Origin of the sequence: Variovorax beijingensis (assembly GCF_003951285.1) — a bacterium.
GTDB classification, from domain to species: Bacteria; Pseudomonadota; Gammaproteobacteria; order Burkholderiales; family Burkholderiaceae_C; genus Variovorax; species Variovorax beijingensis.
Genome location: NZ_RXFQ01000006.1, coordinates 180,327 through 193,296 on the forward strand (window position 1 = coordinate 180,327; position 12,970 = coordinate 193,296).

14 protein-coding genes are annotated in these 12,970 nt (G+C 68.0%); 11 read left to right on the plus strand and 3 right to left on the minus strand.

Annotated features, from left to right (window positions below; translation table 11 throughout):
- Positions 1-32 precede the first annotated feature (32 nt).
- A complete protein-coding gene (locus tag EJO66_RS12260; RefSeq protein WP_125965351.1) occupies positions 33-1,652 on the plus strand; it encodes a CYTH and CHAD domain-containing protein in 1,620 nt (539 codons plus the stop codon).
- Here the strand turns inward: EJO66_RS12260 and EJO66_RS12265 are convergent.
- Entirely contained in the window at positions 1,649-2,485 is an 837-nt protein-coding gene (locus tag EJO66_RS12265) for a DUF6216 family protein (protein WP_124959197.1), read from the minus strand. The two genes, EJO66_RS12260 and EJO66_RS12265, sit on opposite strands and share 4 nt — an antisense overlap.
- Positions 2,486-2,499: 14 nt before the next feature.
- Positions 2,500-2,976 carry an FKBP-type peptidyl-prolyl cis-trans isomerase gene (locus tag EJO66_RS12270; RefSeq protein WP_124959196.1) on the minus strand — a complete coding sequence of 159 codons (477 nt, stop codon included), beginning with the start codon at positions 2,974-2,976 and terminating at the stop codon, positions 2,500-2,502.
- A 137-nt stretch (positions 2,977-3,113) separates the two neighbouring features.
- Here EJO66_RS12270 and EJO66_RS12275 point away from each other — a divergent pair, with 137 nt between their 5' ends.
- From EJO66_RS12275 to EJO66_RS12300, 6 genes are read left to right on the plus strand one after another with little or no spacing between them, the layout of a single operon-like run.
- Complete coding sequence (locus EJO66_RS12275) at positions 3,114-3,899, plus strand: amino acid ABC transporter ATP-binding protein (protein WP_124959195.1); 786 nt, start codon at positions 3,114-3,116, stop codon at positions 3,897-3,899.
- A gap of 16 nt (positions 3,900-3,915) precedes the next feature.
- A complete protein-coding gene (locus EJO66_RS12280) occupies positions 3,916-4,869 on the plus strand; it encodes an aminotransferase class IV (RefSeq protein WP_124959194.1) in 954 nt (317 codons plus the stop codon).
- A 51-nt stretch (positions 4,870-4,920) separates the two neighbouring features.
- Complete coding sequence (locus tag EJO66_RS12285) at positions 4,921-5,772, plus strand: transporter substrate-binding domain-containing protein (protein ID WP_124959193.1); 852 nt, start codon at positions 4,921-4,923, stop codon at positions 5,770-5,772.
- A 33-nt stretch (positions 5,773-5,805) separates the two neighbouring features.
- Positions 5,806-6,486 carry an amino acid ABC transporter permease gene (locus tag EJO66_RS12290; protein ID WP_124959192.1) on the plus strand — a complete coding sequence of 227 codons (681 nt, stop codon included), beginning with the start codon at positions 5,806-5,808 and terminating at the stop codon, positions 6,484-6,486.
- Between the two features lie 2 nt (positions 6,487-6,488).
- Entirely contained in the window at positions 6,489-7,157 is a 669-nt protein-coding gene (locus tag EJO66_RS12295) for an amino acid ABC transporter permease (protein WP_124959191.1), read from the plus strand.
- A 37-nt stretch (positions 7,158-7,194) separates the two neighbouring features.
- A complete protein-coding gene (locus tag EJO66_RS12300; protein WP_124959190.1) occupies positions 7,195-7,878 on the plus strand; it encodes a GntR family transcriptional regulator in 684 nt (227 codons plus the stop codon).
- 7 nt (positions 7,879-7,885) lie between these two features.
- Here the strand turns inward: EJO66_RS12300 and EJO66_RS12305 are convergent, their stop codons facing one another.
- On the minus strand, positions 7,886-8,818 hold the full coding sequence (locus EJO66_RS12305) for a LysR family transcriptional regulator (RefSeq protein ID WP_124959189.1): 933 nt from the start codon (positions 8,816-8,818) through the stop codon (positions 7,886-7,888).
- Positions 8,819-8,903: 85 nt separating this feature from the next.
- Between EJO66_RS12305 and EJO66_RS12310 the strand changes: the two genes are divergently transcribed.
- From EJO66_RS12310 to EJO66_RS12325, 4 genes are all read left to right on the plus strand, one after another.
- Positions 8,904-9,290 (plus strand): DoxX family protein, encoded by a 387-nt coding sequence (locus EJO66_RS12310; protein ID WP_124959188.1) that lies wholly within the window; start codon positions 8,904-8,906, stop codon positions 9,288-9,290.
- 28 nt (positions 9,291-9,318) lie between these two features.
- A complete protein-coding gene (locus EJO66_RS12315) occupies positions 9,319-10,182 on the plus strand; it encodes a pirin family protein (RefSeq protein WP_124959187.1) in 864 nt (287 codons plus the stop codon).
- 314 nt (positions 10,183-10,496) lie between these two features.
- A complete protein-coding gene (locus EJO66_RS12320) occupies positions 10,497-11,288 on the plus strand; it encodes a class II aldolase/adducin family protein (protein WP_185738322.1) in 792 nt (263 codons plus the stop codon).
- 97 nt (positions 11,289-11,385) lie between these two features.
- The gene (locus tag EJO66_RS12325; RefSeq protein ID WP_124959185.1) at positions 11,386-12,954 is read left to right on the plus strand and encodes an ABC transporter substrate-binding protein; all 1,569 of its coding nucleotides are present in this window, start codon (positions 11,386-11,388) and stop codon (positions 12,952-12,954) included.
- Positions 12,955-12,970 lie beyond the last annotated feature (16 nt).

A 12,970-nucleotide genomic window follows, 5' to 3' on the forward strand; every position in this document is an offset into this window, starting at 1 on the left:
CGGATGGCGCGAAGTGAGAAAGACAGAGCATCATGGCCGCCATGGAAATCGAGTTCAAGTTTCACATTCCCGCGGGGCGCCTGAAAGCCGTCGAGGCCGCCATGCGGCGCGGCACCGTGGTGCGCACCCGCCTGCAGGCGCGCTACTTCGACACCGCCGACCAGGCGCTGGCCGCCGAGGGCATCGTGCTGCGCCTGCGCAAGGAGGGGCGGCGCTGGGTGCAGACCGCCAAGGCCACCGGCGACAACGCGCTGCACCGGCTCGAACACAACGTCGACCTTGGCGCCGCGGCGGCGGGCGGTGCAGCGCCGGCCATCGACCCGCAGCGCCACCAGGGCACGCCCGTGGGCGAGCGGCTTGCCAAGGTGCTGGCCGCGAGCGGTGCCCCGCTGGTCGAGCGGCAGTCCACCGACATCGCGCGGCTCACGCGCGACGTGCGCACCACCGGCGCCGGCGCGGCCGTGGTGGAACTGGCGCTCGATGTCGGCAAGGTCGTCGCCCATGCGGGCACGCCCGACCAGAGCGAATCGCCTGTGTGCGAACTGGAGCTCGAACTCAAGCGCGGCGACGTGACGGGCCTGGTCGCGCTCGCGCACCGCTGGTCGCAGCAGCATGGCCTGTGGTTCAGCACCGTGTCCAAGGCCGAGCGCGGCGCGCGCCTGCTGGCGAAGCTCGATGTGGTTCCGGCCGTGAAGGCCGAGGCGCCGCGCTTTGCCGACGAGAAAGAAAAGCCGGACGGCCGCGCCATCCAGCAGGCCGTGGTCGCGTCCTGCCTGGCGCAGATGCTGCCCAATGCGAGCGAGATCGCCGCGGGCAGCACGGATGAAGAACAGATCCACCAGCTGCGCATCGGCATCCGGCGCCTGCGCACCGCGCTGCGCGAATTGGTGGGGCTCGACCCGCGCACCGATCTTTTCAACGGCGCCGAATGGGAGCCGCCGCTGGTCGAGGCCTTTCGCGCGCTCGGCGCCCTGCGCGACCGCGAGCAGGTGGTGAAGCTGGCGCAGCCGCAACTGCGCGATGCGGGGGCGCCGGAGTTCGATCCCTTGGCTGGCGACGATGCGGCGGCCGAGGCGCCGTCGCCCGGCGAGGTGGTGCGCGCACCCGCGTTCCAGTCGGTGCTGGTGTCGCTGATCGGCTTTACCGCAGCGACCGCTGCGGAATCTGCGCCGCAAGCCGATGCCGAAGGTGCCGGGCAGCCCGCGTCAGCGTCAGCGCCGGCGCCGCTCGACGCCGGCGAGGCGCGACGCCATCTGCGCAAGCGCCTGCAGCGCCTGCACAGACAGGTGGTGCGCGACGGCCAGCGCTTCGAATCGCTGGCCGCCGAGGACCAGCACCGCACGCGCAAGCGGCTCAAGCGCCTGCGCTACCTGGCCGAATTCGTGGCGCCGCTGTTCGCCGATGAGGACGAGGGAAAAAAACCGGCCGCCGAGCGCTACCTGAAGCGCCTGCGTCCCGCGCAGGACGCGCTGGGCGAATTCAACGACGAAGCCGTGGCGCTCGCGCTCTACCGCGAAGCCACGGGGCGCGATGCCCGCGCATGGTTTGCCGTCGGCTGGTTCAGCGGACGCCATGCGGCGGGCGCGAAGGCCTGCCGCAAGGCATTGGGCAGGATCGAAAAGGCGCCGCGGTTCTGGGAAAAGCGAAGCTAGGCGCTCAGATCCAGGTTCAGCTGAGAACCTGGGAGCGATGGATCAATGCCGCGCTTTGCCAACTTGTGAGCTACGGATCCGGACGCCCATGAAAACAGGCCCATCCACGAGAGCCACAGAGCGAAGGCAATCAACATGACCAGAGACCATCGCTGCTCGCCCAATGCCTTCTTCATGAACTCGGCCATGCCATCCGATTTCAGAATGCCACAAAGAATGTTGACTTCCTGTTCGCTGAACGACGTGCGCGCTGAATTCGCACTTGCAGCTTGTAAGCAGTCGTCGGCTTTCAATGCCGCGGCGCTGAGAGGCCAAGCAGGCTTCATCTCAGTTGGACTTGCCCAGAAAGATCGTTGCGTGCTTTTCAGCGTGAGGAGCGTCTGAGAGGAGAAGAGACTCGTCACACAGACGAGGCCGATCGCGACTACGAAAAAAAGCCAGCCCAGCCTCAAAGTTTGCGAAGAACGCGACGGCAGCTTGTGAACCCGAACCTGACGAAGCTCCGCATCAAAGAGTTCTCCGCACACGCTCAGCGTGCGCATCTGCACTCCGTTCAGCTTCGTCCATTCAATGAGTCGATGTGCCTCTTCCAAGCTGGCGACGGGCACGCCGGCAAACATACGAAAGGAGATCAGGCTTGTTTGCTCATCGACGAAAGCGCGAACCTGTGGATCAGAAATTTCCTGCTTCCCATGAACCAACTGCCATAAGCGGCTCAAGAGGACGTGGCGTGATTCAGTTCGCCACACCACCCAGAGGAAAGCCACCCCGATCAGCAAGGGCGCGACAACGCCAAAGACACTGGAGATGTTGGAAGCGTTCGGGAAATCCATGACCCAGCTACAGGTCAGTGGTGGTGCCCGTGCGCACCATGCACGTGCCGATGCTCGATCTCCACCGGCAGCGCCGCGCGCACGTCCGTCACCTGGAGGCTGAATTTCAGCGCCTTGCCTGCCCACGGATGGTTGCCATCGAGCAGCACGACCGGGCCCTTGATCTTCATCACGGTGAAGAGGTGCTCGCGCCCATCGTCGAGCCGGCCCTCGAGCTGCCCGCCCACCTTCACGCCCGGCGGAAATTCGGACTTGGGAATGCTGCGCACCAGCGACTCGTCGCGCAGGCCGAAGGCGTCCTCGGGCGCCAGGTTCAGCGTGGTCTGGAAGCCCTTTTCCTTGCCATCGAGCGCTTCCTCGATCTTGGGCAGCGTGTTCTCGTAGCCGCCATGCAGGTAGGCCATCGGCTCGGGACTGGCTTCGATGAGCTTGCCCTGGGCGTCGGCGACCTTGTACTTGAGGGTGACGACTGTGTCTTTTTCGATTTTCATGGGGGGCGATTCTCCCGCAGGGGCGAAGCGGGCGCGTGCGGCTGGCGAGCGGCCCCGTGAGGCATATGGCATGGACTTTGCATGGATAGTACAACTCCCGATTGTCGATTGTCCGACAATCAATAACATCCCATGCCATGACAGCCGCCCCGCCGCCCGTTCTCCGCATCCAGGCCCTGCACAAGCGCTACGGCAGCCACCACGTGCTGCGCGGCATCGACCTTGACGTGCTGCCGGGCGACCGCATCGCCATCATCGGCGCGAGCGGTTCGGGCAAGAGCACGCTGCTGCGCTGCCTCAACTTCATGGAAGTGCCCTCCGCCGGGCAGGTGGTCCTCAAGGGGCGCGCCGTGGGCCGGCCCGTGCCGGGTTCCGACACGCTGCGTTATGGCGAGGCCGAGCTCAGCGAGGTGCGCAAGCAGGTCGGCATGGTGTTCCAGCAGTTCAACCTGTTCCCGCACATGACGGTGCTGCAGAACGTCATGGAGGGGTTGGTGACCGTCAAGCGCCTGCCCGCGGCGCAGGCCCGCGAGCGCGCGCTGGCCGAAATCGCCAAGGTGGGCCTGGCGGACAAGGCCGCCGCCTACCCGGGCCACCTGTCCGGCGGCCAGCAGCAGCGCGTCGCCATCGCCCGCGCGCTGGCCATGGAGCCCGAGGTGCTGCTGTTCGACGAGCCCACTTCCTCGCTCGACCCCGAGCTGGTCGGCGAGGTGCTCGGCACCATCCGCGCGCTGGCCGATGAAGGCCGGACCATGCTGCTCGTCACGCACGAGCTCGGCTTTGCCTACCACTTCGCGAGCAAGGTGGTGTTCCTCGCCGACGGGCTGCTGCACGAGAGCGGCACGCCCGACGAGGTGCTCAAGCACCCGAAGCAGGAGCGCACGCAGCGCTTCATCGAGCGCTTCACCGCCTTCCACTTCTGATCCCAGGACCTCATTCATGCACGCCGACAGCGCCCCCTCGAAGACCAGTTCCCAGGCCTACGCGCCCGATGCACGCAACGACGAAGTGCTCGTCTACGTGAACGGGCAGTTCGTGCCGCGTCACCAGGCGGTGGTGTCGGTGTTCGACGCCGGCTACGTGTGCGGCGACGGCGTGTGGGAGGGCGTGCGCCTGGTCGACGGCCGCATCGTGTCCTTCGACGCCCACATCGACCGCATGTACGAGGGCGCGAAGTCGATCGCGCTGGACATCGGCATGACCCGGGCGCAGACGAAGCAGGTGGTCGTCGACACCTTCCTGCGCAACGGCATGCGCGACGGCGCGCACGCGCGGCTCATGGTCACGCGCGGCGTCAAGAAAACGCCCAACCAGGACCCGCGCTTCATCATCGGCGGCGCCACCGTGGTGTGCGTGGCCGAGCACAAGGTGGTCACGCCGGAGGCCAAGCGCAACGGCCTGAAGCTCTTCACCTCGACCTTGCGCTGCAGCGGGCCGGACGTGTTCGACCTGCGGCTCAACTCGCACAGCCGCCTCAACCTGATCCAGGCCCTGATCCAGGCCATCCAGGCCGGCGCGGACGAGGCGCTGATGCTCGACCCGAGCGGCTTCGTCTCGAGCTGCAACTCCACCAACTTCTTCGTGGTGCGCCACGGCGCGCTGTGGACCTCGTCGGGGCGCTACTGCTTCAACGGCATCACGCGCGCCACCGTGGTGCGGCTCGCACGCGAGGCGGGCATCCCGGTGCACGAAGGCGACTTCACGCTGGCCGAGGTCTACGCGGCCGACGAGGCCTTCGTCACCGGCACGCTGGCCGGCCTCACGCCGGTGTCGTCGGTCGACGGCCGTGCGCTGGCGCCGCTCGGCCCGCTCACGCAGCGGCTCGACGCGCTCTACCGCGCCTACATCGCCAGCGCGAACGAGGCCCACGGCGCGCTGCCCGCCGCCGCCTGAACACCGCACACCGCCTGCTCCCTTCAACTTCAGTCCACGGAAAGCCATCCCATGAACGCCACCACTCCCTTCCGGCGCCTGCGCCGTGCCCTCTCCCTTGCGCTGGCCGCCTCCCTGTCGCTCGGCAGCCTTGCCGCCGGCGCGCAGACCAGCACGCTGCAGAAGATCAAGCAAAGCGGCGAGCTGCGCATCGGCGTTGCGCCCGGCGATCCGTGGTACTTCCGCGATCCCGCCTCGGGCACCTGGACCGGGCTCGGCGTGCTGCTCGGCGAACAGGTCGCCAAGGAGATGGGCGTGAAGATGACGCCGGTCGAGACCACCTGGGGCAACAGCGTGGCGGCGCTGCAGGCCGGGCAGATCGATGCCATGTTCGTGCTCGATGCCACCGAAGAGCGCAAGAAGGCCATCGACTTTCCGGCCAGTCCGCTGCTCTGGTATGCGCAGGGCGTGCTCGCGAAGGACGGCCTTGTTGCGAAGAACTGGGCCGACCTCGACAAGCCCGAAGTGCGCATCGGCGTGGCGCTCGGCACGGCGACCGACCGCGACCTGACCACGCGCCTGCCGAAAGCGAAGATCGAACGCTTCACCAACACCGACGAGACCGTGGCGGCCTTCATGTCGGGCCGCGTCGACGCGATCGGCTTCTATCACCCGGCGCTGGTCATCGCGTATTCGAAGATCCGCAAGGGCAAGGTGCAGGTGCCGCAGCCGGTCGTCGCGCTGCCGACCAGCGTGGGCATCCGGCGCGAGGCCGATGCGGGCTTTCGCAACCAGCTCGACGGCCTGATCGGCAAGCTCTACGCCTCGGGCCAGACGCAGGCGCTGTACGGCCAGTACCTCAAGACCAAGGGCATCGACCCGGCCACCGTGCCCGGCGTGATGAAGGAAACGCTCGGCCAGTAGGCCGGGACGCATCGAACGGGCAGGCGGGCGCACATGAACTACGAATGGGACTTTAGCGGCGTCTGGGCGCATCGCGACATGCTGCTGGCGGGCTTCGTCGGCACGATGAAGATCGCCGCCGTCGCCATCGCGCTGGGCGTGGTGTTCGGCATCGTGCTCGCGGCTCTTCGGCTCTCGGGCAGGGGGTGGCTCGCGAGGCCCGCGCTGTGGGTGATCGAGTTCTATCGCAACACGCCGCCGCTGGTGCATTTCTTCTGGGCCTTCTACGCACTGCCGGTGCTCATCGGCGTGAGCCTGGACCCGTACGCGGCGGCGGTCATCGCGCTGTCGACGCAGTCGGGCGCGTTCTTCGCCGAGGTGTTCCGCGGCGGCCTGGTGTCGATCGAACGCGGGCAGTGGGAGGCGGCCCGCGCCATCGGCATGCGCTCGCACCAGGCCTTGCGCCGCGTGGTGCTGCCGCAGGCGCTCGCGCGCATGCTGCCGCCGTTCATCGAGCGTTCGTTCGAACTCATCAAGACCACCGCGCTGGCCTCCACGCTGGCCTACTCCGACCTGCTCTACCAGGCCATGCAGGTCAACTCGATCACCTTCCGGCCGCTGGAGGTGTACACGGTGGTCGCGGCCATCTTCTTCCTGGCGCTGTTCTCGCTGAGCCTCGTCGCACGCATGGCCGAGCATCGCCTGGCCATTTCCTCCCGCGCCGCAGGACACTGACGATGGACTTCACCTGGGACTTCTCGGCTGTGCTGCAGCACTGGCCCGTGCTGCTCAAGGGCGTGGGCGTCACGGCCGGCCTGTGGGCCGTGGCCTTTCCCTCGGCCATGGCGATCGGCCTCCTGGTCGCGCTGGGCGCGCGCTCGAAAAGCCGCCTCGTGGGCGCCGCGACGCGCGGCTACATGGAGCTGTTCCGCAACATCCCGATCCTGATCCAGCTGGTGTGGTTCTTCTACGCGTTTCCGATCCTCACGGGCTGGCAGCTCACGCCCTATGTGGCGGCGCTGCTGGCGCTTTCGCTCAACGCATCGGCCTACTGCTCGGAGATCTTCCGCGGCGGCATCGCCTCGCTGCCGGCGGGCCAGTGGGAGGGCGCGCGCGCCCTGGGCATGCGGCGCGTGCAGGTGCTGCGCCGCGTGGTGCTGCCGCAGGTGCTCAAGCGCATGCTGCCGGCCTTCACCAACCGCGGCATCGAGCTGGCGAAGAACACATCCATCGCATCCGTCATCGCGGTGCACGAGCTCATGTACCAGGGGCGCGCGCTGAGCGCCGCCTACTACCGGCCGCTGGAAATCCTGACGGCCGTGGCCGTGGTGTACTTCGTGCTCATCTACCCTGGCGCCTATGCCGCAAGCCGCCTCGAAAAGCGCCTTGCCTCGCGCAGCCATTGACGCCCACCGCCCACGCCCCGACACCCGACCCGCCGCGATGAAGACCCTCCCCGATTTCGCCCCCGCTCCCTCGGCCACGCGGCGCGACTACGTGGCGCAGACCCTGCGCGACGCCATCCTCACCGGCAAGATCGCGCCCGGCACGCAGCTGGTCGAGAGCCACTTCGCCACCCAGTTCGGCGTCAGCCGCGGCCTGCTGCGCGAGGCGATCCGCGAGCTCATCGAGACCGGCCTGCTCGTGAACAAGCCCTACGCCGGCACCTACGTGACCGACATCAGCGAGGAAACCATGAGCGACGTGTACGAAGTGCGCCGCATCATGGAAAGGCAGGCGTTCATCCGCCTGTGGCCGCAGCGCGACGCAGCCTTTCGCGCCGAGATGACCGCACGCTACGAGGCACTGGCCGAAGCCGCCTCCAGCAGCGAGCTGCATCGCGAGAGCGCGGCGGAGGCCCACTTCCACGGCCTGGTCTACGAGCGCTGCGGCAATCAGCTGCTGCTCGATGTCTGGCGCCAGATGACGCAGAAGATCCAGCTCGGCTTTGCGGTGTGCCGCCTGACCCACGCGCCCAAGCCCGACTTCGCGGAGAACCACCGCCTGTTCCTCGAGCTGGCCATCGGCAATGACCTCAACGCGATGCTCGAGGAGCTCGATGCGCACTTGCTGCGCGGCCTGTCGACCATTCGGCACGCGCTGCGCAACACGGCCCCGCGCGGCTGAGCATGGGTCATGAAATCCGGTCGGTGCGCAGCATCTCCGGCAGCGCCTCCACCGCACTGAGCTTCTCCATCACCATCCCGATGAATGCCGACACCGCCAGCGGCAGGTGCTTGCGGCTCGGGTAGAGCACGCTCAGCCCCTGCCCCGTGCGCTGGTACTGCGGCAGCACCGGCACCAGCCGGCCGGCCTCCAGGTCGAGCCTGGCCATGGTGGGCGGCAGCAGCGCGATGCCCAGGCCGGCGAGCGCGGCCTTGCGCAGCGCCTGCGCGGTGTTGCCGCTGAAGCGCCCCGTGACCTGCACTTCTTCTTCCGCGCCGCCGGGGCCGGCCAGGCGCCAGAGGGTGCGGCCGCTCGGATGGGGCGAGGTGACGCAGTCGTGGTCCGCCAGGTCCTGCAGGGTGGCGGGCGCGCCGCGCGCGGCAATGTAGGCGGGGCTCGCGACCATGCCGTCGGTCCGGGCGCCCAGGAGCTTGCGGCCGACGTAGCCCGAGTCGGGCAGCGCGCCGCCGCGGAACGCGATGTCGATCTGCTCGGCGATCAGGTCGGCCCGGGCGTCGCTTAGAACGAAGTCGACGCGCACCAGCGGATGCGCGGCCAGGAAATCGGCCACCCACTCCATCGGGAAGAAGTCGAAGAAATCGGCCGTCGCCGCCACGCGCACCAGCCCGCTGGGTTGCTGGCTGCCGGTGATCAGCGCCTGTCCGGCCTCGACCAGCCCGTCGACCGCGCCCGCGCAGCGCTCGTGAAACGCCTGGCCCGCGCTGGTCAGCGTGAGCTTGCGGGTGGAACGCTGCATCAGCCGCGTGCCCAGCTGCGCCTCGAGCTGCTGGATGCGCCGGCTCACGGTGTTGGGCGGCAGGCCCAGCCGGCGCGCCGCCCCGGCAAAGCTGCCGTGGCGCACCACCTGCACGAAGATGGCGATGTCGTTGAGGTCGAGCATGGCGGTGATTCCTTCTATTGATGGACGAGTGCAATCCGATTCTGCCGTCTAGTCGACCAATGGGTGCAGCCCTAACCTTGTGCCCATGACTTCCTCAGCTCTCGCTTCCACTTCACCAACCCAGCGCCGCATGGTCTGGGGCGTTCGCATTCTTCTGGCGCTGGCCTTCGGTGCCGCCGGCCTCGCCAAGCTGGCCGGCGTGCCGCAGATGGTCCAGGTGTTCGAGGCGGTCGGCTTCGGCCAGTGGTTCCGCTACGTGACGGGCGTGGTCGAGGTCGGCGGCGCGGTGCTGCTGCTGGTGCCGGCGACCGGCTTCACCGGCGGCCTGCTGCTGGCCGCGACCATGGCCGGCGCCGTGGCCACGCACCTCGTGCTGATCGGCGGCAGTCCCGCGCCGGCCGTGGTGCTCATGCTGCTGTCGGCCTTGGTGGCCTGGCGCCTGCGGCCCGTGCCGATGTCCAGCGCCGCCTGATTTTTTTCCATCGGTTAAGGAGCCTCCCATGACCACCGCCGTTGCAAACACCGCCACCACCACCGAAGCCCGCGCCATCGTCTACCGCACGCGCGGCACCCAGCACGGGCCGATCACGCGGCTCATGAGCCCGGGCGACCTGGGCGAATTCCTCAAGCCTTTCGTGTTCCTCGACCTCTTCGGCTTCGACACCTCGGGCGGCCGCAAGGGCTTCGGCATGCATCCGCATTCGGGCATTGCCACGCTGACCTGGCTGATCGAAGGCGACACGCTGTACGAAGACACGACCGGCGAACAGGGCGTGCTGCCGGCCGGCGGCGTCGAGTGGATGCGCGCCGGCAACGGCGTGTGGCACGACGGCGCGCCCGCGCCGGACACGAAGCGCGTGCAGGGCTTCCAGCTCTGGGTGGCCCTGCCGGCCTCGGAGGAAAACGCGCCGGCGCAGAGCATCTACCTGTCGCCCTCGCAGGTGCCGCGGGAAGGCCCGGCGCGCGTGCTGCTGGGGCGCCACGGCGCGGCGCAAAGCCCCATTCCGGCCCCGGCGCCGATGAACTACCTGGCCGTGCAGCTGAAGGACGGCGAGCACTGGCGCTACACGCCGCCCGCCGGCCACACGGTGGGCTGGATCGCGGTCGACGCGGGCCGGCTCGATGCGGGCGGCGGCGAACCGGTCGCCGCCGGCGAGCTGGCGGTGTTCGAGGAATCGGGCGCAGCCATCGGCTTCGTGGCCCACGGCGACACGTCCTTCGTGCTGGGCTCGGCCGCAAAGCATCCGCATGAACTGGTGATGGGGCACTACTCGGTGCACACCAGCAAGGCGGCGCTCGAGCAGGGCGAGGCCGAGATCCGCCGCATCGGCGCGCGGCTGCGCGAGGAAGGCCGCCTGCGCTGAGGTGCGTCTTTCCCGCTGCACCCTGGTGCATCCGGCGCCTTCGTGGCGCAGCCAAGCCGCCCCAAAGGCATCGTCCGGCCCCACGCGCCGCGCGCACTTTTCCTGGTGCGCGCGGCGTTTTTCCTGGCACCCGCCCTTTGCCGGCGCGCCTTTGCGCACTTCGATCCGCCTCACCAAGGGCTTACCCCATCACGCAGGCCTGCATATTGCTTAAGACTGTCGTCGGTTGACTGTCGACAGTTTTCACAGTCGATCCGATGAACCCCGAACATGGCGCCGGCGGCCTTCCGCCGGGCCTGATAAAGGAACGCGACATGCAATTGCAGGCAGTGGGCCGCAAGGCCCCACCCGTTTCCGATGCCGAGCGCCAGGTGCGCGAAGACCTGGCCGCCGCCTACCGGCTGGTGGCGCACTACGGCATGGACGACAGCATCTACACGCACATCTCCGCGCGCGTGCCGGGCACCGAGGACCAGTTCCTGATCAACCCCTTCGGCATGCTGTTCAAGGACATCACGGCCTCGTCGCTGGTCAAGATCGACCTGGACGGCCGCATCCTCGACGACTCGCCCTGGGACGTGAACCCGGCCGGCTTCACCATCCACAGCGCGGTGCATTCGGCGCGCCACGACGCGGCCTGCGTGCTGCACACGCACACGGTGGCGGGCGTGGCGGTGTCGTCGCTGGCGGGCGGGCTGCAGCCCTGCAACCAGTGGGCGCTGCAGTTCTACAACCGCGTGGTCTATCACGACTTCGAGGGCATCGCGCTCGATGCCGACGAGCGCGAGCGCCTGGTGGCCGACCTGGGCCCGACCGCGCGCGCGCTGATCCTGCGCAACCACGGCCTGGTCACATTGGGGCGCACGGTCTCGGAGGCCTTCATCCTGATGCTGAACCTGGAGCGCGCCTGCCGCGTGCAGGTGGCGATCCAGTCGAGCGGCCTGCCGGTGTATCCGGTGCCGGCCGAGGTCTGCGAGAAGACCGCGCAGCAGTACGAAAGCGGCGACAGCGTGCGCCAGCCGGGCCAGCCCGACCCCAACGCGCGCGAATGGCGCGCACTGCTGCAGCGCATCGACCCGCTTCCCGCCACGTCGTACCGCGACTGAGCGCGGCGGCGCCGCCATTTGCGGCGCCCGCGTTCTTGCGTTCCCGTTGTTTCTTCGTCCCCACCCGCTCGCACAGAGCCACAAGGAGTTTCCGCACATGAAACGTCGCAACCTCATCCAGATGGGCGCCGCCTCGGCCGCCGGATTGACGCTGGCGGGTGTCCCGCTGCACCTGCTGGCGCAAGGCAAGAAGGGCGGCGTGATCAACGCCGTGGTGCAGCCGGAGCCGCCGGGCCTGATGCTGGGCATCACGCAGAACGGCCCCACGCAGATGATCTCGGGCAACATTTACGAGGGCCTGCTGCGCTACGACGAGAAGATCAACCCGCTGCCCTCGCTGGCGACCTCGTGGACCGTCAACAAGGAAGGCACGCTCTACACCTTCAAGCTCAAGCCCGGCGTCGCCTGGCATGACGGCAAGCCCTTCACCTCGGCCGACGTGGTGTTCTCGGCCGACGTGTTCCTGCGCAAGACGCATGCGCGGCTGCGCGCCAACCTGGCGGCGGTGGAAAGCATCAAGGCCGTCGATCCGCTCACGGTGGAGTTCAAGCTCAAGTACCCCTTCGGCCCCTTCATCGGCATCTTCGAGGTCGGCAGCATGCCGATGATCCCCAAGCACATCTACGAAGGCACCGAGTTCGCGACCAACCCGGCCAATGCCACGCCCATCGGCACCGGGCCGTTCAAGTTCAAGGAGTGGGTCAAGGGCTCGTACATCCAGCTCGTGGCCAACGACAAGTACCACGTCAAGGACGTGCCGCTGGTCGAGAGCGTCTACTTCCACATCATTCCCGATGCCGCTTCGCGCGCGGCGGCCTTCGAGTCGGGCAAGGTCGACCTGGTGCCGGGCGGCGCGGTCGAGTACTTCGACGTGCTGCGGCTTTCCAAGCTGCCGGGCGCGGCGGTCACCACCAAGGGCTGGGAGTTCTTCGCGCCGCATTCGTGGCTGTGGCTCAACAACCGCAAGGCGCCGATGGACAAGGTCAAGTTCCGCCAGGCCGTGATGTACGCGATCGACCGCGAAGCCATGGCCAAGATCGCCTGGCAGGGCTTCGCCAAGCCGGCGACCGGGCCGTTCAACAGCAACATCAAGTTCCACAGCACCGACGTCGCCAAGTACCCGCGCAACGTGGCCACCGCCAAGAAGCTGCTCGAAGAAGCCGGCTACAAGGGCGAGACGCTGCGCCTGCTGCCGCTGCCCTACGGCGAGACCTGGGCGCGTTCGGCCGAGATCCTGCGCCAGAACCTCGCGCAGGCCGGCATCAAGGTCGAGCTCGTGGCCACCGACGTGGCCGGCTGGAACCAGAAGCTCAACGAGTGGGACTACGACCTCGCCTTCACCTACGTCTACCAGTACGGCGACCCGGCGCTCGGCGTGGCGCGCAACTACACCACCAGCAACATCGCCAAGGGCTCGCCCTTCAACAACGTCGAGGGCTATTCGAACCCGAAGGTCGACGAGCTGTTCGACGCCGGCGCCAAAGAGAGCGATCCCGAGAAGCGCAAGGCCATCTACCTGCAGGTGCAGAAGATCCTGCTCGACGAAGTGCCCGTGGCCTGGCTGCACGAGCTCAACTTTCCGACGCTGTACCGCACCAAGCTTGGCAACCTGATCACCTCCGGCATCGGCCTGAACGACAGCCTGGGCACAGCCACGCTCGCATGACGGCCAGCCCGCAGCA